Annotated in this window: 16 protein-coding genes; 12 read left to right on the top strand and 4 right to left on the bottom strand. The window is 74.0% G+C overall.

Features of this window, described 5'->3' with window-relative positions; translation table 11 throughout:
• Positions 1-9: 9 nt before the first annotated feature.
• Complete coding sequence (locus ACIGA3_RS05235) at positions 10-1704, bottom strand: serine/threonine-protein kinase (RefSeq protein WP_399710673.1); 1695 nt, start codon at positions 1702-1704, stop codon at positions 10-12.
• A 362-nt stretch (positions 1705-2066) separates the two neighbouring features.
• Between ACIGA3_RS05235 and ACIGA3_RS05240 the strand changes: the two genes are divergently transcribed.
• The 7 genes from ACIGA3_RS05240 (at position 2067) to ACIGA3_RS05270 (ending at position 15988) form a co-directional block, all read left to right on the top strand.
• Entirely contained in the window at positions 2067-5252 is a 3186-nt protein-coding gene (locus ACIGA3_RS05240; RefSeq protein ID WP_399710675.1) for an FHA domain-containing protein, read from the top strand.
• 199 nt (positions 5253-5451) lie between these two features.
• Positions 5452-6828 carry an ABC transporter substrate-binding protein gene (locus tag ACIGA3_RS05245; RefSeq protein ID WP_399710677.1) on the top strand — a complete coding sequence of 459 codons (1377 nt, stop codon included), beginning with the start codon at positions 5452-5454 and terminating at the stop codon, positions 6826-6828.
• A 7-nt stretch (positions 6829-6835) separates the two neighbouring features.
• On the top strand, positions 6836-8179 hold the full coding sequence (locus ACIGA3_RS05250; protein WP_399710679.1) for a carbohydrate ABC transporter permease: 1344 nt from the start codon (positions 6836-6838) through the stop codon (positions 8177-8179).
• Complete coding sequence (locus ACIGA3_RS05255; RefSeq protein WP_399710681.1) at positions 8176-9093, top strand: carbohydrate ABC transporter permease; 918 nt, start codon at positions 8176-8178, stop codon at positions 9091-9093. Before ACIGA3_RS05250 ends, ACIGA3_RS05255 begins: the two co-directional genes overlap by 4 nt.
• Before the next feature lie 140 nt (positions 9094-9233).
• Complete coding sequence (locus ACIGA3_RS05260; RefSeq protein ID WP_399710682.1) at positions 9234-11438, top strand: CDP-glycerol glycerophosphotransferase family protein; 2205 nt, start codon at positions 9234-9236, stop codon at positions 11436-11438.
• Between the two features lie 125 nt (positions 11439-11563).
• Positions 11564-13765 (top strand): CDP-glycerol glycerophosphotransferase family protein, encoded by a 2202-nt coding sequence (locus ACIGA3_RS05265; protein ID WP_399710684.1) that lies wholly within the window; start codon positions 11564-11566, stop codon positions 13763-13765.
• A gap of 6 nt (positions 13766-13771) precedes the next feature.
• Positions 13772-15988, top strand: coding sequence for a CDP-glycerol glycerophosphotransferase family protein (locus ACIGA3_RS05270; RefSeq protein WP_399710686.1), 2217 nt, complete (start codon positions 13772-13774; stop codon positions 15986-15988).
• Between the two features lie 10 nt (positions 15989-15998).
• Here the strand turns inward: ACIGA3_RS05270 and ACIGA3_RS05275 are convergent, their stop codons facing one another.
• Positions 15999-16412: an organic hydroperoxide resistance protein gene (locus ACIGA3_RS05275; RefSeq protein WP_135793587.1), complete on the bottom strand. Its 414-nt coding sequence runs from the start codon at positions 16410-16412 to the stop codon at positions 15999-16001.
• 128 nt (positions 16413-16540) lie between these two features.
• On the opposite strand from ACIGA3_RS05275, the gene ACIGA3_RS05280 reads away from it, so the two are divergent.
• Positions 16541-17056 (top strand): MarR family winged helix-turn-helix transcriptional regulator, encoded by a 516-nt coding sequence (locus tag ACIGA3_RS05280; RefSeq protein ID WP_399710687.1) that lies wholly within the window; start codon positions 16541-16543, stop codon positions 17054-17056.
• On the opposite strand, the gene ACIGA3_RS05285 is transcribed toward ACIGA3_RS05280, so the two are convergent.
• Positions 16998-18629, bottom strand: a complete 1632-nt coding sequence (locus ACIGA3_RS05285; RefSeq protein ID WP_399710689.1) for a hypothetical protein — start codon at positions 18627-18629, stop codon at positions 16998-17000. The two genes, ACIGA3_RS05280 and ACIGA3_RS05285, sit on opposite strands and share 59 nt — an antisense overlap.
• A 91-nt stretch (positions 18630-18720) precedes the next feature.
• On the opposite strand from ACIGA3_RS05285, the gene ACIGA3_RS05290 reads away from it, so the two are divergent.
• Both ACIGA3_RS05290 and ACIGA3_RS05295 read left to right on the top strand, forming a co-directional pair.
• Entirely contained in the window at positions 18721-19986 is a 1266-nt protein-coding gene (locus ACIGA3_RS05290) for a glycosyltransferase 87 family protein (protein WP_399710691.1), read from the top strand.
• A gap of 25 nt (positions 19987-20011) precedes the next feature.
• The gene (locus tag ACIGA3_RS05295) at positions 20012-21604 is read left to right on the top strand and encodes a glycosyltransferase (RefSeq protein WP_399710693.1); all 1593 of its coding nucleotides are present in this window, start codon (positions 20012-20014) and stop codon (positions 21602-21604) included.
• A 4-nt stretch (positions 21605-21608) separates the two neighbouring features.
• Here ACIGA3_RS05295 and ACIGA3_RS05300 read toward each other — a convergent pair whose 3' ends face one another.
• Complete coding sequence (locus ACIGA3_RS05300) at positions 21609-22232, bottom strand: TetR/AcrR family transcriptional regulator (protein ID WP_399710695.1); 624 nt, start codon at positions 22230-22232, stop codon at positions 21609-21611.
• A gap of 178 nt (positions 22233-22410) precedes the next feature.
• Between ACIGA3_RS05300 and ACIGA3_RS05305 the strand changes: the two genes are divergently transcribed.
• On the top strand, positions 22411-23319 hold the full coding sequence (locus ACIGA3_RS05305) for an ABC transporter permease (RefSeq protein WP_399710697.1): 909 nt from the start codon (positions 22411-22413) through the stop codon (positions 23317-23319).
• Complete coding sequence (locus ACIGA3_RS05310) at positions 23312-24145, top strand: ABC transporter ATP-binding protein (RefSeq protein WP_399710698.1); 834 nt, start codon at positions 23312-23314, stop codon at positions 24143-24145. Before ACIGA3_RS05305 ends, ACIGA3_RS05310 begins: the two co-directional genes overlap by 8 nt.
• Positions 24146-24185: the final 40 nt, after the last annotated feature.

Below are 24185 nucleotides of genomic sequence, written 5' to 3' on the forward strand. Positions count from 1 at the left end.
GGCGGGTCTTCAGTTGCCGCCGCCCGTCGAGCTGTCCAGGTTCTTGAACCAGTCGCCGACCGAGCCGGCCCAGTCGCTGAGCTGGTCCCAGTAGCCCTTGCCCTGGCCGACCCAGGTGTGCAGCGGGGTCAGCTCCCAGATCAGCCAGCTAGCCACCACCAGGATGACAATCGTGAACAGGCAGCCCTTGAGGCAGCCCAGGCCGGGGATCTTCATCGGGTTGGCGCCGCGCTGCCGGGGCGGGCGGGGCTCGCGCGCGGGTCGCTGCGGCTCCGGCGGGGCGTAGCGCTCGGGCTGCGGCGGCGGGGAGTACTGCTGCGGCTGCGGGGTCGAGCGCCGGGGCTGCGGGCGCTGCTGCGGCTGCTGCTGACGCGGCTGCTGGGGCTGGTGCTGAGGACGGGCGGCCTGCCGCTGGGGGCGGCGGCGCAGCGGGTCCTCGTCCGGGTCGAGGTACTGGACCTGGGTCTGGTCGTTGCGGTCGCGGGCGGCGCGGAGCTGGGTCTGCCAGGGGTGCGGCTGGTCGGGCTGCTGCTGTCCCTGCTGGTTCTGCCCGTAGGGGTCCTGCGGGTCGTACTGGCCCGGCCGGCCCTGCGGCATCGGTGGCATGACGGTGGTGGGGTCGCCGGCGCCGGTGCTCGGGAGCACGGTGGTCGGGTCGGCGGCGCCGTGCGGGCCGGCGGTGTGCGGCAGGAAGCTGGTGGCCGCGTTGGGGTCGTAGGCCCCCTGGGCGGCGTTCGGGGGCAGTACCTGGGTGGCGTCGGAGGCACCGGGCACGCCCGGTACGGGGGCCGGGGCCGGGTCGGGGGCGAGGAAGGCGCCGACGCCCTCGGCCGCGGCGATCTGGGCCGGGTTCGCGTGCACTCCGACGCCCTCCGCCACGACGCGCAGGGCGCGGGCGAGGTTCTCGGCGCTGGGCCGTTCCCCGGGGTTCTTGCGCAGGCAGCGCTCTATGACCGTCCACAGCGGGTCGGGGATCGTGGAGGGGCGGCGCGGCTCGGCGCTCAGGTGCTGGTGCAGGACCTCGAGCGCGGTGGCGCCGGAGAACGGCGGACGGCCGGTGACCAGCTCGTACAGCAGGATGCCGGCGCCGTAGACGTCGACGGCGGAGGTCTGCGGGCGGCCCTCGGCGGACTCCGGGGCGACGTAGGCGGGGGTGCCGACGAACTCGTGGGTACGGGTCAGGCCGGGTGAGTCGGCCAGCCGGGCGATGCCGAAGTCGGTCAGCATCGGGTGCATCCGGCCGTCGTACTGGCGCAGCAGCACGTTGGCGGGCTTCAGGTCGCGGTGGACGACGCCGTCGGCGTGGCTGGCGGCGAGCGCGTCGGCGACCTGAGCGGTGAGCAGGGAGGCGGCGACGGGCGAGAAGGTGCCGTTCTCGCGCAGGTAGCGGTGCAGGTCGGGGCCCTCGACGAGGTCCATGACGAGCGCCAGCAGATCGCCCTCGACGACCAGGTCGCGGACCCGGACGATGTTGGGGTGGGTGAGCCGGAGCAGTACGGAGCGCTCGCGCAGGAAGCGCATCACGATGTCCGGGTCGCTCGCCAGCTCCTCTTTCAGGACCTTGATGGCGACGGTCTCGCCGGGCTGCCCGGCCACGGCCGCCTCGGCGCCCGCCGTCTCCCTCTGGCGGGCGCGCCAGACGGTGCCCGTGGCGCCGCGTCCGAGCGGCTCCTCGAGCAGGTACTTGCTGCCGACTGGCCGCACGTCACGCGCTCCCTGCTGCTTGCTCGCTGATTGCCACCGGTGTTCCGGCGTTCCGACCACTGTAGTGGCCTGTCCCGGAGCCGCCCCTTGTGTACTACGTGCGGCTTCCGGTCCATGTTCGGAGGAAAGACGCTCACCTCGGTCCGCCGGTTGCCCATTGAGGTGCGTGACCGATCTCAAGTGATCGCCGCCGCATTACTGGTCAGGCACTTTTGGGGGCAGAGCTGACCAATCAAGATCACTTCGTACCGGGACGCGGGCGGGAGAGCCGCGACAGGTGCGAGGATGCCTGCAGTACTGGCCTACGTGCCCGTGCGGAGTGGGGGACCTCCGCGGCCGGGCAGAAGGGACCGCTGACGGCGATGCAGATCCGGCTGACCGTCGTAGATCCGCAGGGCGCGTCCCCGAGGCGGGGTGGCGCCGCGACGCGCGACGTGCTGGTCACGGCGCCCACGGGCACCGAGCTGGCGTCGGTGGCGCCCGCGCTGGCCTCGGCGGTCACCGGGGAGAGCGGGGCCGGCCGGGACGGCGGCGGCGCCCCGGTGGTGCTGTACGCGGGCACGGACCGCCTGGACCCGCGCCGCCACACCCTCGGCGAACCCCCGCTGGTCGACGGCGCGGTGCTGTCGCTCGGCGCCCCGGCGGCCCCGGAGCCGCATCCCGAGCTGGACGACGCCCCGACCCAGCTCCATGTGGTCGCGGGCCCGGACGCGGGCGGGGTCCATCTGCTGCACGGCGGCCGGATAACGGTGGGCCGCTCCGCCGACGCCGACGTACCCCTGGACGACCCGGACGTGTCCCGGCTGCACTGCGCGGTCAACGTCACCGCCGAGGGCCGGGTCTCGGTGACCGACCTGGACTCCACCAACGGCACCACGCTGGACGGCGTCCGCGTCACCGACCGCCCGCTGCGCTTTCCGTCGGGCGGTCTGCTGCGCCTGGGTGAATCGGCGCTCAGGGTGACCCCGTCAGGGGGCCCCGGAGCCCGGGTGCGCACGGTGCCGGACGGGGAGGGCTGTGTCCGGGTGCCCCTCGGGGACGACCCCGAAGCCTGCCCCTGGGAAACCCCGGGCACCGCCCCGGACGCGGCCGCGCCGGACGGCCCGACCGGGCACGCGTACGGCACGGCCGACCGGGTCGGCGCGGAGCGCATGGAGCGGGCGGCCGTACCCGAGCAGGGCGGGGCGCCCCGCATCGAGAGCCGGGCCCCCAACCACCTCACCGGCCGGTACGAGGAGCACGACACCCACCCCGGCCACCCGGCCGACCGCGCCCACCCCGACGAACTGGACTCCCCCACCCGTAAGGGCACCCCCGTCCGGGGCACCGACCTCCCCGCCGCCCGGCGCCGGGGCGGCATCGGCGCCTGGGCGCGCAAGCTGACCGGCGGTCGGGGCGAGGACGTCCAGGCCGAGGAGGCCCCGTACGCCGAGACGGTCCCCTCGGCCGTGCCCGAGGCGTTCCGGCGCCCGGAGACCTGGCCGGACCCTGCCGCGCTGCTGCTGACGGCGCTCGGTCCGGGCCCCCGGCTGTGGGAGCGGGGGCCGGGACACCACGAGGCGCTGGCGGTGCGGCTCGGCACCGCCGACCGGACCGCGCCGGACGGCTCGGCGCTCCCCGCCGTGCCGGTGACGGCCGCGCTGCGCGAGGCGGGCTCCCTGGGCCTGGCCGGTCCGCGCCCCCGGCTCGCGGGGCTGGCCCGCGCGGTGCTGGCCCAGCTCGCCGCGCTGCACTCCCCCGACCTGCTGGAGATCGTGCTGATCAGCGCGGACCGCTCCCGCTCGGTGGAGGAGCGCACGGCCGAGTGGTCGTGGCTGGGCTGGCTGCCGCACGTCCGGCCGGGCCACGGCCAGGACTGCCGGCTGCTGCTGGCCTACGACCGCGAGCAGGCGGCGGCCCGCACCGGGGAACTGCTGCGCCGCGTCGAGAGCAGCACGGACCCGGCCGCCTTCCGGCCCGGCCCGGACGGGCATCCGGGGCCGTACACGGTGGTCGTGGTGGACGGCGATCCCGGCGGCTCGGCGCTGCGGGAGGACGTGGCGCGGCTTGCGGTGAGCGGGTCGCGCGCCGGGGTGCATGTGGTGTGCCTGGCCGAGACCGCGCCAGCCTCCCCCGCCTCCCCGCTGATGGAGACCTACGAGGCGGCCTGCGCGGTGACGCCCACCTTCCGGGAGTGCGGGGCGGTGGCGCTGCTCAGCGGGGACGTGGCCACCGCGCTGCGGCTGATGCGGGTGGCGCCCACCGGTCCGGTGGGGCCGGGCACCCTCGCCGCCGTGGACGCGGTGTCGGCGGCCTGGGCGGAGCGGTTCGCCCGGGCGCTGGCCCCGCTGCGCCCGGACGCCCCGGCCGACGCCCGGCACGCGCGCGTGGCCGTGCCGCTGCCGCTGTCGGCCCGGCTGCTGGACGAACTCGGGCTGGCCCGTGCCACCCCGGCCTCGCTGATGGCCCGCTGGGCGGACGCGGCCGACGACGCCGAGTCGCTGGGCGGCCGGGCCCGCGCGGTGCTGGGTGCCGGTCCGCGCGGCCCGGTGACCGCCGACCTGGTGGCCGACGGCCCGCATCTGCTGGTCGAGGGGCCGCCCGGCAGCGGCCGTACGGAGCTGCTGCGGGCGGTGGTGGCCTCGCTGGCCGCCGCCGAGCGCCCGGACCGGCTCGGCATGGTGCTGATCGACGGCAGGGACGGCGTCGGCACGGCGGCCGGGGTCGGCGAGGGGCTGCGGTCCTGTACCGACATACCGCATGTGACCACCCACCTGATCGCCAACGACCCCGTGCGCATGCGGGAGTTCGCGCAGTCGCTGAGCGCGGAGCTGAAGCGGCGGGCGGAGCTGGTCGGGCTGACCGACTTCGCGCACTGGCACACCGCGCACGAGGTGTCCGGCCGGATGGTCGCCCAGCGCGGCACCGGCGGACGCGGCGCGGGCAACGGCGACCTGGAGGCGCCGCCCAGCTCCACGCTGCGGCTGCGGCCCGGTGCCGCCCGTCGGCACACCGAGGCGGCGCCCCCGCTGCCCCGGCTCGTGGTGGTCGTCGACGACCTGGACGCGCTGGTCTCCCCCGCGCTGGGTTCGCCGGGCCGGCCCGCCGCCGGGTCGGTCGTACGGGCGCTGGAGGCGGTGGCCCGCGAGGGTGAGCGGCTCGGCGTGCACCTGGTGGCCGCGTCCGGCGCGGGCGGGCGTACGGCGGAGACGGAGCCCGCGCGGCGGGCCACGCTGCGGGTGACGCTGGACGCGCCGTCCGGCGGACGCGGTACGAGTCCGGCCGAGCGGGGCGCGGAGGGCGAACCGGCGCCGGGGCGTGGCGTGCTGGCGTACCCGGACGGCCGGGTCACCGGGGTGCAGGGCGGCCGGGTGACGGGCCGCATCCCGCGCACCGCGACCCAGCGGCCGACGGTGCTGCCGCTGGACTGGCAGCGGATGGGCGACCCCCCGGCCCGGCGCCCGGTGCGCGAGCTGGGCAACGGCCCCACCGACCTGGCCCTGCTGGCGAGCGCGGTGGAGCGGGCGGCCCGGCAGGTGTCGGCCGGCCAGGTGCCCTCGCTGCTCTGACGGTCCGGGGCCGGAACTTTCCGGCCCCCCGCGCGCATACCTCCCCGATCACGAGCCGGTCACGATGGGCGGCCGGACGGCGCAGGCGCTCTTGCCGCCCCGCCGTGGCCCGGCGTACTACGGAGCGCGACGGACGGTGTTCCGGCGTCCGCACGGGAAGTGTTCCGACGTTCAACGGAGAACGACGAACGGGGTAGTGATGCGCAGCACGAGCGACACGATCCGCAGGCACCGGGCCTCTGCCGCCCTGGCCGCGCTGCTGGCGGGGGGCCTCGCGCTCACCGCCTGCTCCGGCGGGGGCGGGAAGAAGGACGGCGAGGAGGGCGGCGGCGGTGCCACCGGCTCCACCGTGACCCTGCCGAAGCTGGACGGCGCGCAGCTGGAGGTCGCGGCCGTCTGGACCGGCACCGAGCAGAAGAACTTCAAGAAGGTCCTCGCGGAGTTCGAGAAGCGCACGGGCGCGAAGGTGACGTTCGTGCCCGCGCAGGACCCGATCATCAACTTCCTCGGCTCGAAGATCGCGGGCGGGCAGCCGCCGGACGTGGCGCTGCTGCCGCAGCCGGGCGCGATCAGGCAGGCGGTCGAGAAGAAGTGGGCCAAGCCGCTCGGCCCGGACGCGGTGAAGGAGCTCCAGAAGAACTACTCGGCGGGCTGGCAGGACATCGGCAAGGTCGACGGCAAGCCGTACGGCGTCTACTACAAGGCCGCCAACAAGTCGCTGATCTGGTACAACTCGGCCGTCTTCGAGAACGCGGGCGCCAAGGAGCCGGGGACCTGGCCGGAGCTGCTGACCACCGCGCAGGCGGTGTACGACTCCGGGGTCACCCCCTTCTCGGTGGGCGGCGCGGACGGCTGGACCCTGACCGACTGGTTCGAGAACGTCTATCTCTCGCAGGCCGGCCCGGAGAAGTACGACCAGCTCGCCAAGCACGAGATCAAGTGGACCGACCCCTCGGTGAAGCAGGCCCTCACCACGCTCGCCCAGATCTGGGGCAAGAAGGACTATGTGGCGGGCGGCGCGGACGGCGCGCTCCAGACCGAGTTCCCGGCCTCGGTCACCCAGACCTTCACCGGCGGCGACCAGCCGAAGGCAGCGATGGTCTACGAGGGCGACTTCGCGCAGGTCAACATCGGCGAGACCAAGGCGAAGGTGGGCGCGGACGCCAAGGTGTTCCCGTTCCCGGCGGTCGGCTCGACCGCGCCGGTGGTCTCCGGCGGTGACGCGGCGGTGATCCTGAAGGACTCCAAGGCGGCCCAGGCGCTGGCCACCTTCCTGGCCTCCCCGGACGCGGCGACGGTGCAGGCCAAGCTCGGCGGCTATCTCTCGCCGAACAAGAACGTGCCGCTCTCGGCGTACCCGAACGACACCCAGCGCACCATCGCCAAGGCGCTGGTCGCGTCCGGCGACGACTTCCGCTTCGACATGTCCGACCAGGCGCCGCAGGCGTTCGGCGGCACGCCCGGCAAGGGCGAGTGGAAGGACCTCCAGGACTTCCTGAAGAACCCGAAGGACGTCGCGGGCACCCAGGCGAGGCTGGAGAAGGACGCGGCGGCCGCGTACGGGAACGGGGGCTGATCCGGTCATGGCATCGGCAGCGGCGGCCGGGGCCCCTCCGGGCCCGGCCGCGCCGAAGAGCCGCAGGAGCGTGACCGGGACCCGCAAGGTGGTGGCGGCGCTCTTCCTGCTGCCGGCCCTGGTGCTGCTCGGCGCGCTCGTGCTCTACCCGATCGGGTACTCGGTCGTCCGCAGTCTCTACGACTCCTCGGGCGACCACTTCGCCGGATTCGACAACTACCAGGCGCTGTTCACCGACGACGGCATCCGCACCGCGCTGAAGAACAACGTGATCTGGGTGGTGTTCGCGCCCACCGTCTCCACCGCGCTGGGTCTGGTCTTCGCGGTCCTGACCGAACGGGTGCGCTGGGGAACGGCGTTCAAGCTGGTCGTCTTCATGCCGATGGCGATCTCGATGCTGGCCGCCGGGATCATCTTCCGGCTGGTGTACGACCAGGACCCGGACAAGGGGGTCGCCAACGCGGTGTGGGTCGGCGTGCACGACTCCTTCGCCCAGTCGTCGGCGTTCCCGAAGGCGCACCCCGGCCGCGAGTCGCCGCTGGTCGGGCAGGGCGGCGCCTTCGTCACCAGGGACCCGGTGAAGGCCGGCAGCCCGGTCGCGCTGCCCATGGTCGGCGTGGCTCCGGACAAGCTGCCGGACGACGCGAAGCGGGCGGCGGCCGCCCGGCCGGAGCCGGGGAAGGTCACCGGCACGGTCTGGCAGGACTTCACCCGCGGCAAGGGCGTCGGCCGGCTGGGCGCGCCCGACCCGGCCGAGGTCGGGTACGCCGGGATGCGGATCGAGGCCGTGAAGGACGGCAAGGTGGTGGCCTCGGCCACGGCGGCCGGTGACGGCACCTTCACCCTGCCCGCCTCCGCCGACGGGGCTCGACTGCGGCTTCCTGCCGACAACTTCAAGGAGGCGTACAACGGCGTCGACTGGCTCGGCCCGGCCCTGGTCACCCCGGCGATCATCGGCAGCTACGTCTGGATGTGGGCGGGCTTCGCCATGGTGCTGATCGCGGCGGGGCTCGCCGGGGTGCCGAGGGAACTGCTGGAAGCGGCGCGGGTGGACGGGGCCAGCGAGTGGCAGGTGTTCCGCAAGGTGACCGTGCCGCTGCTGGCGCCGGTGCTCGCGGTCGTCACCGTCACGCTGATGATCAACGTGCTGAAGGTGTTCGACCTCGTCTACATCATCGCGCCGGGCTCGTCCCAGGACGACGCGAACGTGCTGGCGCTGGAGCTGTACCGCAAGGGCTTCTCCGAGGGGCGGCCCGGTGTGGCCAGCGCCATCGCGGTGTTCCTGCTGCTGCTGGTGATCCCGGTGATGTTGTTCAACATCCGCAGGCTGCGGCGGGAGGGCAGGCGATGAGCACGCACACCGAGAGCGCGGGACGGGTGCGCGAACTGCCCGCCGAGGGCGCGGTGCGGGGCCGGCGCTCGCTGGGCGCCCGGCTGGTGGAGGGACTGGGCGGCGGTCTGGTCCGCTTCGTCCTCGTCGTGGTGGGCCTGTTCTGGCTGGTGCCGACGATCGGGCTGCTGATCTCCTCGCTGCGCTCGCCGGAGGACATGAACGCCAGCGGCTGGTGGACGGTGTTCACCGAGCCGTCCAGGCTCACCTTCGAGAGTTACGGCAAGCTGCTGGAGAACGGCGACATCACCCACTCGCTGGTCAACACCGTGCTGATCACGGTCCCGGCGACGTTGGGCGTGGTCGTGATCGGCTCCCTGGCGGCCTACGCGTTCGCGTGGATGGAGTTCCCCGGGCGCGACTGGTGGTTCCTCGGTGTGGTCGCGCTGCTGGTGGTGCCGGTGCAGGTGGCGCTGATCCCGATCGCGGAACTCTTCGGCGAGGTGGGGCTGTTCGGCTCGATCCTCGGGGTGGTGCTGTTCCACATCGGGTTCGGGCTGCCGTTCGCGGTGTTCCTGCTGCGGAACTTCTTCGCGGAGATCCCGCGCGAGCTGCTGGAGGCGGCCCGGCTGGACGGTGCGGGCGAACTGAGGCTGTTCGCAAGGGTGGTGATGCCGCTCGGCGCGCCCGCCATCGCCAGCCTGGGCATCTTCCAGTTCCTGTGGGTGTGGAACGACATGCTGGTGGCGCTGGTGTTCACCAAGTCCGGCTCCCAGCCGGTCACGGTGGCCCTCCAGACGCAGGTACGGCAGTTCGGCAACAACATCGACGTGCTCGCGCCCGGCGCTTTCCTGTCCATGGTGATCCCGCTGGCGGTGTTCTTCGCCTTCCAGCGGCAGTTCGTGTCCGGGGTCATGGCGGGAGCGGTCAAGTAGCGGTTTCCGCACAGGTGTTGCCCGAGGGAGTCATGCGGTCTCCCTCGGGCGTCCCCCGTATGCCGTAGGAGCCGTAACCAAGTCACCCGGACGGCCGTTGCCGGGCAGAAGGCCCGTGCCGACCGACCCATGGATGTGCCTTGCCCAGGTTCAGCGTCATCGTCCCCGCGTACGAGGTGCAGGCGTACCTCGCCGAGTGCCTGGACTCGGTGCTCTCGCAGTCGTACCCGGACTTCGAACTGATCGCGGTGGACGACCGCTCGCCGGACGGCTGCGGCGCGATCATCGACGAGTACGCGGCCCGCGACCCCCGGGTGAAGGCCGTGCACCTCGCGGAGAACGCCGGCCTGGGCCCGGCCCGCAACGCGGGGCTGGCCGAGGCGGGCGGCGACTACCTGCTCTTCCTCGACGGCGACGACACCCTCACCCCGCACACCCTGCGCGCCGTCGCGGACCGTATCGCGCGCACGGGCGAGCCGGACGTCCTGGTCTTCGACTACGCCCGCACCCACTGGGACGGCACCACCCTGCGCAACCGGCTCGCGGACCGGCTCACCGAGCACGGCCCGGCCCCCTTCACCCTGGCCGCCCGGCCGGGGCTGCTGCGGGTGCTGATGGTGGCGTGGAACAAGGCGTACCGCAGGGAGTTCGTCACCCGCGAGGGCTTCACCTTCCCGCCGGGCTACTACGAGGACACCCCGTGGACCTTCCCGGTACTGATGGCGGCCGGGTCGATCGCCACGCTGGACCGGGTCTGTGTGCACTACCGCCAGCGCCGCCGGGGCAGCATCCTGCGCACCACCAGCCCCCGCCACTTCGACGTGTTCGACCAGTACGACCGGGTGTTCGCCCACCTCGCCGGGAGGCCGGAACTGGAGTGCTGGCGGCCGGAGTTGTACGCCCGCATGCTCGACCACCTGACCACGATCGCCACCCGCCGGGACCGGCTGCCGCGCGGCAGCCACGCCGCGTTCCTGCGCCGGGCCCGCACCCACTGCCGCCGCCACCGCGCCCCCGGCACCCCGGCGCCGCCCGGCCTCCGCCGCGCCCTGGTCCGGCACGGCCTGCACCGCACCTTCCGCACCCTGCGCCTCGCGGCCGCGCTCAGGCGCCACGCACGGGGGTCGGCCGGACGCTGGACACAGAAGCTGCGGGCGGCCCTGCTGCGCCTGCACTACCGGGTGCAGCGCCGCCTGCCGCTGCGGGCCGACCGCGCGCTGTTCGCCGCCCTGCCGGGCCCGGACCACGGCTGCGACCCGAGCGCGCTGGAGGCCGCGTTCCACGCGCACGCCCCGCACATCCGCACCGCCTGGCTCGGCCGCCCCGGCACGGCCGCCCACTTCACGGCGCTGGCCCGCTCCAAGTACCTGGTGCACAACGCCGGTTTCGGGCCCGGGCTGGTCAAGCGCCCCGGCCAGGTCTTCGTGCAGACCCGGCACGGCACCCCGCTCGGCCACACCGGCCTCGACCTCCAGGAGCGCCCGGCGGCCGCCCGCGACACCGACTTCGCCGGGCAGCTGCGCGAGGTCGACCAGTGGGACTACGTACTCTCCGGCAACCGGCACTCCACCCTGACCTGGGAGCGGGTCCACCCCGGCGGCTACACCACGCTGGAGTACGGCAGCCCGCGCAACGACACCTTCCAGCGGGCCACTTCGGCCGACGTGGCCCGGCTGCGCGCGTCGCTGGGTGTGCCGGAGGGGGCGGTCGCCGTGCTGTACGTGCCCGCGCGCCGCGACCACCGCCGCACCCAGACCCCGCCGCTGGACCCGGAGCGGCTGGTCGGCCTGCTCGGACCCCGGTTCACCGTCCTGACCCGCGCTCCCCTCGCCGGGCCGACGGCGGCGGGGGCCCGGCTCGTCGACGTCTCCGCGCATCCGGACCTGCCGTCCCTGTGCCTGGCCTCGGACGCGCTGCTCACCGACTTCTCCCCGCTGCTGTTCGACTACGCGGGGCTGGACCGCCCGGTGGTGGTGCACACCGGGGACTGGGACATCTTCCGCACGGTCCGGGGCGCCTACGTCGACCTGCCGGCCTGCCCGCCCGGCCCGCTCGCCCGCACCGAGGACGAGGTCGTCGACGTGTTCGCCTCCGGCCACTGGCGAAGCGTCCGCTCCGCCCGGCTGCGGGCCGCGTTCCGCGACCGCTTCTGCCCGTACGACGACGGCAACGCCGCCGAGCGCGTCGTCCGCCATGTGGTGCTGGGCCAGTCGGCGGGGCTGCCCGAGGCCGTGCCGCCCGGCGCGCGCAGACCGGCGCGGTCGGCGGCCGAGGCCCTGGTGCGGGCGCCGCTCGCGTCCGTGCCGCAACCTTCCGGCCCGCTCCCCGTCACCGAGGGCCGCTGAACACCGTTGGACCTTCCGGGAGTTTCCATGCCCCTCGGCACGACGCGGCCCACGCCGACCCGGCCGTCCACCCGGCGTCCCGCCGGGCGGCCGGGACGCGTCCGCAAGACGACAGAAAGAAAAGCATGCCCCGCTTCAGCATCATCGTTCCCTCCCACGGGGTCTCGGGCCGGCTGTCGCAGGCCCTGGACTCGGTCCTCGCCCAGTCCTTCGGCGACCTGGAGCTGATCCCGGTCTGCGACTCCCCCGACGCCCCGGCCGCCGCCGTGGCCGCCGCGTACGCCGAGCGCGACCGGCGGGTGCTCCCGGTGAACTCACCGCCGTCGGCCGGACTGGACGGGGCGCGCAACACCGGGCTGCGGGCCGCGCGCGGCGGGTACGTGCTGTTCCTGGACGGCGACGACCTGCTGCTGCCCGGCGCGCTGGCCGCGCTGGACCAGCGGCTGACCGAGACCGCGGGCGTCGACGTGCTGCACGCCGAGTACGAGCGCGTCCCCTGGTGGGAGGGCGAGCCCGCCAACCCCGCCGCCCCTGTGCTGGCGAAGGCCCCGAGCGGCGCCTTCGCGCCCGGCGCGGCCCCCTGGCTCACCGGTGTCCAGCTCCCGGCCTGGAGCGCGTGTTATCGGCGCGCCTTCCTCACCGAGCACGAACTCACCTTTCCCGAAGGTCACTTCACCGACCTCGGCTGGGGCGGCCTGGTCACGGTCGCCGCCGGGCGGATCGCCGTGCTGCGCCGGGCGGTCGTACGGCACCGGGCCCGCCGCCAGGGCAGCAGGCTCAACGCGCCGGGACCGCACCAGCGCGACCTGCTGGACCAGGTGGACCGGGTGCTGCGCCGGGCCGCCGAGTGCGCGCTGCCGGCCGAGCGGGCCAGGGCGCTGTTCGGGCAGCTGTTCACCCAGGTACTGAAGACCGCGTCCCGCCCCGAGCGGCTCACCGAGGGCCACCGGGCGTTCTTCCGCCGCGCCGGGCGGCTGTACCGCAGGCACCGCCCGGCCGGGTACCGGGCGCCCGGCGGGAGTCTCGGTGTGCAGCACCGGCTGCTGGCGGCGGGCGCGTACACCCCGTTCCGCGCCCTGCGCGGGGTCAACCGGGTGGCCGCCGGGGCGCTGCGCCGGCTGCCGAAGCCGCGCATGCTGCGCACCCGGCTGCGCTATGCCCGCGCGCTGCGCCGTCCGCTCGACCCCAACCTCGCGGTGTACTGCGCCTATTGGGGCCGGGGCTATGCCTGCAACCCGGCCGCGATCCACGCCAAGGCCCGCGAACTCGCCCCGCACGTCAGGTCGGTGTTCCTGGTGGAGGCCGACCAGGCGCACACGGTGCCGGCGGGCGTGGAGCACGCGGTGATCGGCTCACGCCGGTACTGGGAGGTGCTGGCCCGCGCCAAGTACCTGGTGAACAACGCCAACTTCGCCGAGGGCGTCGTCAAGCGGCCCGGCAGCACGCATCTCCAGACCCAGCACGGCACCCCGCTGAAGAAGATGGGTGTGGACCAGTCGACGTACCCGGTGGTGGCCGCGCGGTCGGGCAGCTTCACCAAGCTGCTGGGCCGGGTGGACCGCTGGGACTTCAACCTCTCCTCCAACCGGCACTCCACCCAGATGTGGGAGCGCGCCTTCCCCGGCTCCTACGAGCAGTTGGAGTACGGCTATCCGCGCAACGACGTGTACTGCACGGCGACCGCCGAGGACGTGGCCCGCGTCCGCCGCGAGCTGGGCATCCCGGAGGGCAGCACGGCGGTGCTGTACGCGCCCACCCACCGCGACCACGCCAACGGCTTCGAACCGGGCCTGGATCTGGCGAAGTTCTGCGAGGCGGCCGGGGAGGACGTGGTGGTGCTGCTGCGCGCCCACTACTTCTACGACCAGGGCACGGCCCGGAGTTCGGACCGGATCATCGACGTCACCGCGCACCGCTCGGCGGAGGACGTGTGCCTGGCGGCGGACGCGCTGGTCACGGACTACTCGTCGATCATGTTCGACTACGCCAACCTGGACCGGCCGATCGTGGTGTTCGCGGACGACTGGGAGGTCTACCGCGAGACACGGGGCGTCTACTTCGACCTGATGGCCGAGGCGCCGGGCCCGGTGGCCCGTACCCCCGAGGAGCTGGCGCGGATCTTCCGCGAGGGCGAGTACCGGGGTGAGGAGTCCGCCGCGCGCCGGGCCGCGTTCCGGGAGCGGTTCTGCGAGTTCGACGACGGGCGCGCGGCCGAGCGCGTCGTCCGGCGGGTGCTGCTCGGTGAGCCGCCGGAGGCGCTGCCGCCGGTGGTGCCGCTCGCGGAGCGTGTGCCCGCCCCCGCCGCCGCGTCCCTCGTGAGGAGCTGATCCGCCGTGCCCCGCTTCAGTGTCATCGTCCCCTGCTTCAAGGTGCAGGGCTTCCTGCGCGAGTGCCTGGACTCGGTGCTCGGGCAGTCCTTCGGCGACCTGGAGGTGATCGCCGTGGACGACCGCTCACCGGACGGCTGCGGCGCGATCCTGGACGAGTACGCCGAGCGCGACCCGCGTGTGAAGGTGCTGCATCTGCCGGAGAACGTGGGGCTCGGCCGTGCCCGCAACGCCGGGACGCCGCACGCCACCGGCGACTATCTGCTCTTCCTCGACAGCGACGACACCCTGACACCGGGCGCCCTCGCCGCCGTCGCCGGCCGGCTGGCGGAGACCGACGACCCGGACGTACTGGTCTTCGACTACGCCCGCACCTACTGGTGGGGCGGCACCCGCCGCAACGTCCTGGCCCAGGTCCTCGCGGCCGAGGACGGCACCTTCACCGCGGCCGAACGCCCGGAGATCCTCGATCTGCTGATGGTGGTGTGGAACAAGGTCTACCGCCGCGACTTCGTGACGGCAGGCGGCTTCGCGTTCCCGCCGGGCTACTACGAGGACACCCCGTGGACGTTCCCGGTGATGCTGAGCGCCGGGCGGATCGCCACCCTGGACCGGATCTGTCTGCACTACCGCCAGCGCAGGCAGGGCAACATCCTCTCCACCACCAGCCGTAAGCACTTCGACGTGCACGACCAGTACGAGCGGGTCTTCGCGTTCGTCGAGGGGCGCCCGGAGCTGTGGCGGTGGCGGCCGTATCTGCACCGCAAGATGGGCGAACACTGTCTGGACATCCTGGCCAAGCCGGACCGGCTGCCGCCGGGTGACAAGGCGGAGTTCTTCCGCCGTACGGCCGAGATGTTCCGCGCGCACAAGCCGGAGGGCACCCGCGCGGAGGGCGAGACGGCCCTGCTGGAGGGCGGGTACGGGGCGTATCTGCTGCGGCGCCGGGCGGCGCAGGCGCGCCGCGAGGCCGGGCGGCGCGCGGCGCGGGTGCGTACGGCGGCGGGGGCGCGGGCCCGGCGCGGCTGGTCGGCGGTGCAGTCGCGCCGCCCGCTCGACCCGGACCTGGTGGTGTACTCGGCGTCCTCGCACCGGGGGATGCTCGGCGACCCGGCGGCGGTGTACCGGGCGGCCGGGGTGATCGCGCCGCACCTGCGCGGGGTGTGGGTGGTGCGGGACGAGGAGACGGCGGCGACCCTGCCGCCGGACACCGACCATGTCCTGCTGGGCTCGCGGCGCTATCTGGAGGTGACGGCGCGGGCCTCGTACTTCGTCAACGACGTCAACTGGCCCGGCGCGCTGGTCAAGCGGCCCGGCGCCACGCACATCCAGACCCACCAGGGCACCCCGCTGAAGTACCTGGGCGCCGATCTGCTGGACAAGCCCGGCGCCCGGCTCGGTTTCGACGTGCCCCGGATGCTGCGCCGGGCGGACCGCTGGGACTACGGCCTGGTCGGCAACCGGCACGCGGAGCTGGTGTGGGAGCGGGCCTTCCCCTGCCACTTCACCTCGGCGCGCACCGGCAGCCCGCGCAACGACGTGCTGGTGGGCGCGGGCGCCTCGCGGGGCCGGGAGTTCCGCCGCAGGCACGGCATCCCCGAGGACCACACGGTGGTGCTCTACGCCCCGACCCGGCGTGACTACGTCCGGGGCGGCCATGTGGACCGAATCGACCTGGCGGCGTTCGCGGCCGACCTGGGCGAGGGGCACACGCTGGTGGTGCGGCTGCATCCGTCGCTGGCGACCGGCCCGGCGCGCGGGTCGGGGCTGGCGGAGCTGGCCCGGCGCGGGGTGGTGGTCGACGCGACGGACGAGCCGGACGCGGCGGAGGTGATGCTGGCCTCGGACGCGCTGGTCACGGACTATTCGTCGATCATGTTCGACTACGCCGTCCTGGACCGGCCCATCGTCGTCCACGCCGACGACTGGGACACGTTCCGGGCGAGCCGGGGCGCCTATCTGGACATCACCGCCCGCCCGCCGGGCCATGTCACCTACTCACAGCGCGAGTTGACGTGGCTGTTCGGGTCCGGGGCGTGGCGGGACGGGGAGTCGGCGGCGCTGCGGGCCGACTTCCGGGCGCGGTTCTGCGAGTTCGAGGACGGCCGGGCCGCCGAGCGGGTGGTGCGCACCCTGCTGCTCGGCGAGGCGATGCCCGCCACCGGTACGGCGCGCATCCCCGGCCCGTCCGTGGGAGCCGATCAGCTCACCCGGTCCTCGTGAGGCGGCGGGGTCACTCGACGACGAGGGTGACCTCGACGTTGCCGCGGGTGGCGTTGGAGTACGGGCAGACCTGGTGGGCGGTCTCGACCAGCTTGCGGCCGGTCTCCTCGTCCACGGTGTCGGGCAGCTCGACGCGCAGCGTCACCTTGAGGCCGAAGCCCTCGCCCTCCTTGCCGATGCCGACCTCGGCGGTGACGGCGGCGTCGGAGACGTCCACCTTGGCCTGGCGGCCGACCAGACCGAGGGCGCTGCCGAAGCAGGCGGCGTAGCCGGCGGCGAAGAGCTGCTCGGGGTTGCTGCCCTGGCCGTCGCCGCCCAGCTCCACGGGCATGGCGAGGGGAAGGTCGATGCGGCCGTCGGAGGAGACGGCGCGGCCCTCGCGGCCGTGGGTGGCGGTGGCGACGGCGGTGTAGAGCGCGTCCATGGGGAGACCGGTCCTCTCGGGAAGTCGGTGGCGGCGGACCGGGGAGGACCGCCGCCCTCGATCCCGAGTAGAGCACACAACTAAATTGCGCACAACCAAATCGCGGCCGTCTGGCTATCCTGGGTGTCATGAGCGCCTCGCCCACCCCGTCGGCCGATCCCGCCACCGACCTCGCCGCCGAACCGGACTGGCTCCGCCTGGACCGGCAGATCTGCTTCTCCCTGAACGCCGCCTCCCGCGCCTTCAACGGCGTCTACCGCGTGCTGCTCAAGGACCTCGGGCTCACCTATCCGCAGTACTTGGTGATGCTGGTGCTCTGGGAGCGCGGCGGCATGCCGGTGAAGCAGCTCGGCGAGCATCTGCGGCTCGACTCCGGCACGCTGTCCCCCCTGCTCAAGCGGCTGGAGAGCGCCGGTCTGGTGCGCCGGGAGCGCAGCGCGAGCGACGAGCGTTCGGTACGGGTGACGCTCACCGGCGAGGGCGTGAGCTTGCGCGAACGGGCGCTGGAGGTGCCCCGGCGCATCGCGGCCGCGACCGGCGCGGACCCGGCCGAGATCGGCGAGCTGCGCGAGCGCCTCGACCGGCTCACCGGGGCGCTGGACGCGGCGGTCCGGGAACTGGAACAAGGCCCGGAAGAGCACTGAGGGCGACCCGGCGGACGTAGAGCCGTACGCCCGCGTATCCGTCGGCCGACTCCTCGGCGGGCATGAACTCCTGGGCCAGTACGGTCATCTTGGCCCGCTCGGCGGGGCCGCTCGGGCTCCAGCGGCCGGCCAGCAGATCCCGGTCGGCCACCACCCACACCCGGTTCAGCCCGGCCAGCCGCCGCCGCAGTCCCGCCGCGTCGGCCTCCCGCCCGTACAGCGTCCCGGCCTCGGGGCCCGGCTCGACGAGGGCCACATCGCGTACGCCGGCGAAGGCGCTCGGGTAGGTGAGGGCGGCGTTGCGGGCCTGGGCCGGCAGGAACAGCACCGGCTCGCCGGGCCGCACCTCGCGCGCCGCGACCCGTGCCACGGCGGCCAGGTCGTCCGGGCGGTGGGCCGGATCGCGGTCGTCGCTCATCAGCGGGAGCTGGAGGCAGAGCGCCAGCGCGGCGAGCGCGGCCCCGGTCAGGGCGAGCACCGGCGGCCGGGGCACCCGCAGCCGCAGCCGGGCACCGGCCCGCGCCACCGTGTCGGCCCCGGCGGCGACCAGCAGGGGGGCGCCGGAGAGGGCGTAGAGGACGTAGCGGTCGACGTAGAGCGGGGAGAGCTGGGAGGCCAGCATCAGGGCGGCGGGCGGCACCACGGCGAGCGGCAGGCCCACCCGCGCGCAGGTCAGCCGCCCCGGTGGCGCCGCCAGTCCGGCCAGGCCCAGTACCGCGAGCGCGAGGCAGGTCCAGTACACGCCGTCGCCCGGTCCGAGGAACCAGCGCAGCAGGCCCTGTGCGGTGGCCCAGGTCGGCGGGCGCAGCCAGGCCAGCTGGGCGGACTGGGCGTGCGAGACCAGGATCATCGGCAGCAGCGCGAGCGCCACGACCCCGGCCGCGCTCCCCCAGCCCCGCCAGACTCGCGCGCCGACACGGGCGAGCGCGAGGCTGGCCGCGTGGGCGAGGAGCAGCAGCACGGCGAACTCGTGCAGCCAGCACGTGACCGCGAGGACGGCGCCGTAGGCCCGCCAGGCGCCGGTGCGCACGCCTCGTACGAAGAGCAGGGTCGCGCCGGTGGCGCCCGCGGCGACGAGCGCGTACGAGCGGCCCTCCTGGGCGTAGTGGCCGGCCATCGGTGAGACGGCGTACAGCAGTCCGGCCCACAGGCCGACCCGCGGACCGGCGAGGCGGACGCCCAGCTCGCCGACGAGGGCCGCGGTGACGGCCGCCGCGCACACCGAGGGCAGCCGGAGCACTACCTCGTCCGGGTGAACCGCGAGGACGGCGTGCATCAGCAGGTAGTACAGGCCGTGCACCGCGTCGACGCCGTGCAGGAGCTGCCAGATCTGCGGCACCGAGCGGCGGGCGACCTGGAAGGTGACGGCCTCGTCGCGCCATATTCCGCCCCGGTCCACCCCCCACAGCCCGAGCGCGAGCATCACCAGCGCGGGCAGGCACACGGGCGCGCCCCACCTCACGCGCCAGGGCACCCGCCCGGTCCGCTCCGCGCCCGCGCCGCCCGGCACGACCGCCGTTGTTCCAGCCGCCCCGGGCGACTGCGCTTCCACCAGAGGCCCGACGTTCACCACGGCCCGATCTTTCGCGATTAGCCAGTCTTTTCCGATCATTGACGGCGTATCAGCATGGATACACCATCCGCGCGGATTAGGCTCCCACGCGATGAACCGTCTCCGTGTCACCTCCGGTCCGGTCCTCGCCCTCGTCGCCGGCTGGCTGGCCACCCGCGCGCTGATGCTGGGGCTCCTCGCCTTCGGCTCGGCGCACGTGCTGGGCGGCGGCTCGGTGTCGCGCGAGGTGTGGCGGCTGTACTTCCACTGGTACGGCGTCCTCTCGCACGGCACGTTCCCGGCGCACGACACGCTGTGGCAGTACCCGCCGGGCGCGGGGCTGGTGCTGCTGGCGCCGGGGCTGCTGCCGGGGCTGTCGTACTTCGAAGCGTTCGTGCTGCTGACGCTGGTGGCGGACGCGGCCGTCGCGGTCGCGCTGGCCTTCGCCGGGCGGCGCACCGGGCGCAGTCTGCGCGGGGCCGCGCTGTGGGTGGGCGGCCTGCCGCTGCTGCTGCATCTGCCGCTGGCCCGCTACGACGTCCAGGTCACCGCGCTCGGGGTCGCCGCCCTGCTGGCGCTCGGCCGGTCACCGCGCGCGGCTGGGGTGTTCGGGGCGCTGGGCGCGGTGGTGAAGGTGTGGCCCGCGCTGGTGCTGCTCGGCGTGTCACGCGGACGGGCGACACGCTCGGCGTGGTCGTGGGCGACGGCGGCCGGATGCGCGTCCCTGACGGTGCTGGCGCTGCTGTTCGCCAACCCGTTCGGCTTCCTGCGGGAACAGGGCGGCCGGGGTGTGCAGATCGAGTCGCTCGGCGGCACGGCGCTCAACCTGGCCCGGCACGCGGGCTGGCCGGGGCGGGTCCGCTACCAGTACGGCTCCATGGAGCTGGTCGGCCCGCAGGTGCACACGGTCGCCACCGCCTCGCTCGCGCTGACGGCGGTCGCGTTCGCGCTGCTGGTGGTGTGGCGGCTGCGGGCCCGGCACTTCTCCCCGGCGACGCCGTACGACGCGGCGCTCACCGCGGTGCTGCTGTTCACCGTCACCAGCCGGGTCATCAGCCCGCAGTACCTGATCTGGCTGCTGGGGCTGGCCGCCGTCTGCCTGACCTCGCGGCACACCGGCCAGCGCCCGGTGGCCGTGCTGATCCTCGTCTCGACCGGGCTGAGCACCGTGATCTTCCCGATGGCCTACGGCGAGGTCATCGCCGGGACCTGGCCGGGCTGCCTGCTCACCCTGGCCCGCAACGGGCTGCTGCTGGCCGCCGCCGTGCTGTCCTTCGTCCGGCTGTGGCGGTCCACCCGGTCCCCGGCCAGGGTGCCCGCGACCCGCGCCCTCCCGGACGCCGGCCGGGTCCAGGACCACGCCTTGACCCGTTCCTGACGGCCCGCCACCGACCATGGACCCCATGCCTGAAGTCCCGCCCCAGGTCTCCGTCGTCGTCATCGGCTACGACGACGCCGCCCATGTGACCGACGCCGTGCGCTCGGCGCTGGACCAGGGCCCCGTCGTGGGCGAGGTGATCGCCGTGGACGACTGCTCCACGGACGGCAGCGCCGCCCTCCTTGACCGGCTCGCGGCCACCGAGCCCCGGCTGCGGGTGATCCGCCACGCCGTCAACAGCGGCGGCTGCGGCACCCCGCGCAACACCGGCATCGACGCGGTGACCCTGCCGTACGTCATGTTCCTGGACAGCGACGACCTGCTGCCGCCCGGCGCGGTGGACGCGCTGCTGCGGGCGGCGACGGAGACGGGCGCCGAGGTGGCGGCCGGGCTGTGCGTGCGCCGGGAGCTGCCCTCGGGCCGCGAACACCCCTGGCAGCCGTCCCTGTACGCGCGAGAGGCGCTGATCGAGCACCCCGCCGACCGCACGCACCTCGTCCACGACACCCTGTGCGTCAACAAGCTGTACCGCACCGACTTTCTCCGGGCTCATGGCATCCGCTTCCCTGAAGGCCGCTTCCTCTACGAGGACTTCGTCTTCACCGCCCGCGTCCTGGCCGCCGCCCCGCGCCTCGCGCTCGTCCCGGACCGCGTCTACCTGTGGCACGTGCGCCGGGCCGCCGAGCAGCTGTCGCTCTCGCTGGACCGGGAGCGCGTCGACAACTGGCACTCCCGCACCCGGGCGTGCGCGCAGGCGTACGAGATCCTGCTCGGCGCCGGTGAGGCGGAGCTGGCGCGGGCGGCCAGGGCGAAGTTCCTCGACCATGAACTGCGTATGTACCTGCGCGAGCTGGGCCTGCGGGACGCGGAGTACCGGCGCGCCTGGTGGGCGCACACCCGTGAGTACCTCGCCGGGTACGACGCCGGGGACTGGGAGCGGGACCCCGCCGCGCCCGGCACGCTGCTGGGCCGGTTCGTGCTGGAGTCGCCCGAGCCGCGCGACCTGCCCCGGCTGCGCGAGCTGGCCGCCCGCCCGGCCCGCCTGCTGCCCCCCTACGCCCGCACTCCCGAGGGCACCCCCGTCTGGTCGGACGCGCATCCCGGCGTGGCCCTGACCCCGCTGCTGACCTGCCCCACCGAGGCGCTGCCCTGCGCCATGGACGCCGAACTGCTCCCCCACGCCCGCGTCTCCCGGCTCCGGCTGCGCCTGCACGAGCTGTACGGCCGCCTCGCCGAGGCCGGCCCGCTGGCGGTGACGGCCCAGTGGCACGACCGCGGGACCGGCCGCCCGGTCCGGCGCATCACCGTGCCCCTGGTCCCCGCGTCCCCCGGCACCTGGACCGCCGAGGCGGCCGTCGACCTGAACGCGCTGGGCCCGGGTGTCTGGGACCTGTTCCTCACCGTCCACTTCAAGGACGGCGCCCGGCGGGACATCACGGCCCACGCCCGCACGGACAGCCCCCACCTGCGCAGACGGGCCCTCCCCAGCTCCCGCCACCTCGTTCTGCTGGCCCACCCCTACGCCACCCACTCCGGCGCCCTGTCCCTGCGCGTGGCAACGGGACCGGCGGGGGCGGCCCGGGTGGCGCGGGGGCGACTGCGCCGGCTGCTGAGCTGAGGCTTTACAGCGCCTTCAGGGCGGCCGCCGTGGCCTTCGCCAGGTTCGCCAGGTAGCCCTTGGGGAGCTTCGGGCTGCGGATGATCACCGCGCGCCAGTAGAGGGGACCGGAGATCAGGTCGAGGGCGAGGTCCAGGTCGAGGTCCGCGCTCACCTCGCCCCGCTCTTGCGCCGCCGCCACGATCCTGGACGCGACCCCGTCCTGCCCGTCGCGCACGGCCTTCTGGAGGGTCTCGGCCATCTCCGGGTTGCGGGCGGCCTCCGCCTGGAGGTCGGGGATGATCTGCGAGGCGACCGGGTGGCGCAGGGCGCGCGACATCACCTCGTACAGCAGCCGGAGGTCGCCCTCCAGGGAGCCGGTGTCCGGGACCGGCAGGCCGAGGACCGCCATCGCGGAGACGACGTCCAGCACCAGGTTCAGCTTGGAGCGCCACCGCCGGTACACCGCCGTCTTGCCGACGCCGGCCCGCCGCGCGATGCCTTCGATGGACATCCGCGCGTACCCCACGGCGGCCAGTTCCTCGAAGACGGCCGCGCGGATGGCCTCGGTCACGTCCTCCCGGAGCACGGCGGCCCCGGCCGGGGCCCGACGCGGGCGCGCCGGGGGTTCGTCGGCGTTGGTCGTCATGCGCACCAGCATAGGGCGGGACGACGCAACGGTTGCGTTCCGTCGCCGGATGGGCCTACTCTCCCGTTGCGACGATACGGTCCCGTCCCGACGTGAGTGAACGCACGGGGAAGCGTGCGGAAACGGCGGGCATCGGCCGGACCGCGCTTCCCCCACCCTCCGACCGAAAGCAGCGGATGTGAGCCAGGTCCTCGACGCACCGCCCCCGATGAAGGCCCCGGCCGACGGCGACCTCGCGGCGCTGGCCGCCCGGCACGGCCTGACCGTCAGCGGCGCCCGCCCCTCCGTACCGGCGTACGTCCGGCAGCTGTGGGACCGGCGGCACTTCATCACCGCCTTCGCCACCGCCAAGCTGACCGCCCAGTACAGCCAGGCGAAGCTCGGCCAGCTCTGGCAGGTGATGACCCCGCTGCTGAACGCGGCGGTCTACTACTTCATCTTCGGCGTGCTGCTGGGCACCAAGCGCGGTGTCACCGACTTCGTCCCGTTCCTGGTGACGGGCGTGTTCGTGTGGACGTTCACGCAGAGCTCGATCATGGCGGGCACCCGGGCCATCTCCGGCAACCTCGGACTGGTGCGGGCACTGCACTTCCCGCGCGCCGCGCTGCCCATCTCGTTCTGCCTCCAGCAGCTGCAGCAGCTGCTGTTCTCGATGCTCGCGCTGGTCGGCATCATCCTCTGCGTGGGCGTGCCGGTCTCCGCGTCCTGGCTGCTGGCGCTGCCCGCGCTGTTCCTCCAGTTCGTGTTCAACGCGGGCCTGTCGATGGTGCTGGCCCGGATGGGCGCCAAGACCCCGGACATCGCCCAGCTGATGCCGTTCCTGCTGCGCACGTGGATGTACGTGTCCGGCGTGATGTGGAGCATCGACCAGCACACCAAGGACCAGCCGCGGGTGCTCTCGGTCCTGCTGGAGTACAACCCGGCCGCGCTGTACATCGACCTCATGCGGTTCGCGCTGATCGACAGCTTCGGCGCCGACAAGCTGCCCCCGCACGTGTGGCTCGCGGCGGCCGGCTGGGCCGTCGCCACCGGGATCGGCGGCTTCATCTACTTCTGGAAGGCTGAGGAGACCTACGGCCGTGGCTGAGCAGACCATCTCCCCCGTTCGGACCCCGCGCGACACCGGCGCCGAGCAGGTCCCCACCGTCGTCGCCGACCGCGTCGACATCGTCTACCGGGTCAACGGCACCGGCGCGGGCCGGGGCTCGGCCACCGCCGCCCTCAACCGCATCATGCGCCGCGGCAAGGCGGAGAAGGCGGCCGGGGTGCGCCGGGTGCACGCCGTGAAGAAGGTGTCCTTCGTCGCCCACCGCGGCGAGGCCATCGGCCTGATCGGCACCAACGGCTCCGGCAAGTCCACCCTGCTCAAGGCGGTGGCCGGACTGCTCCCGGTGGAGAACGGCCACATCTACACCGACGGCCAGCCCTCCCTGCTGGGCGTGAACGCGGCCCTGATGAGCGACCTGACCGGCGAGCGCAACGTCCACCTCGGCGGTCTCGCCATGGGGATGTCCCGCGAGCAGGTCAAGGAGCGCTACCAGGACATCGTCGACTTCTCCGGCATCAACGAGAAGGGCGACTTCATCACCCTGCCGATGCGCACGTACTCCTCGGGCATGGCGGCCCGGCTCCGCTTCTCCATCGCCGCCGCCAAGGACCACGACGTGCTGCTGATCGACGAGGCGCTGGCGACCGGCGACCGCTCCTTCCAGAAGCGCTCCGAGGCCCGCATCCGCGAGCTGCGCAAGCACGCGGGCACCGTCTTCCTGGTCAGCCACAACAACAACTCCATCCGCGACACCTGCGAGCGGGTGCTGTGGCTGGAGCGCGGCGAGCTGCGCATGGACGGCGCCACCGAGGACGTGCTGAAGGAGTACGAGGCGTTCACGGGCGACAAGGCGAAGAAGAAGTAGGCAAGGGGCTTCCACTTCACGCGTGGATATCCCTTTCAGT

This window comes from Streptomyces sp. NPDC085596, from assembly GCF_044541565.1.
In the GTDB taxonomy this organism is placed as follows: domain Bacteria; phylum Actinomycetota; class Actinomycetes; order Streptomycetales; family Streptomycetaceae; genus Streptomyces.

What these genes read in the sequence shown, in the direction of transcription:
- ACIGA3_RS05240 (WP_399710675.1), top strand. Translation starts at nt 2,067, where the DNA reads ATGCAGATCCGGCTGACCGTCGTAGATCCGCAGGGCGCGTCCCCGAGG.
- ACIGA3_RS05245 (WP_399710677.1), top strand. Translation starts at nt 5,452, where the DNA reads ATGCGCAGCACGAGCGACACGATCCGCAGGCACCGGGCCTCTGCCGCC.
- ACIGA3_RS05250 (WP_399710679.1), top strand. Translation starts at nt 6,836, where the DNA reads ATGGCATCGGCAGCGGCGGCCGGGGCCCCTCCGGGCCCGGCCGCGCCG.
- ACIGA3_RS05255 (WP_399710681.1), top strand. Translation starts at nt 8,176, where the DNA reads ATGAGCACGCACACCGAGAGCGCGGGACGGGTGCGCGAACTGCCCGCC.
- ACIGA3_RS05265 (WP_399710684.1), top strand. Translation starts at nt 11,564, where the DNA reads ATGCCCCGCTTCAGCATCATCGTTCCCTCCCACGGGGTCTCGGGCCGG.
- ACIGA3_RS05275 (WP_135793587.1), bottom strand. Translation starts at nt 16,412, where the DNA reads ATGGACGCGCTCTACACCGCCGTCGCCACCGCCACCCACGGCCGCGAG.
- ACIGA3_RS05280 (WP_399710687.1), top strand. Translation starts at nt 16,541, where the DNA reads ATGAGCGCCTCGCCCACCCCGTCGGCCGATCCCGCCACCGACCTCGCC.
- ACIGA3_RS05290 (WP_399710691.1), top strand. Translation starts at nt 18,721, where the DNA reads ATGAACCGTCTCCGTGTCACCTCCGGTCCGGTCCTCGCCCTCGTCGCC.
- ACIGA3_RS05295 (WP_399710693.1), top strand. Translation starts at nt 20,012, where the DNA reads ATGCCTGAAGTCCCGCCCCAGGTCTCCGTCGTCGTCATCGGCTACGAC.
- ACIGA3_RS05300 (WP_399710695.1), bottom strand. Translation starts at nt 22,232, where the DNA reads ATGACGACCAACGCCGACGAACCCCCGGCGCGCCCGCGTCGGGCCCCG.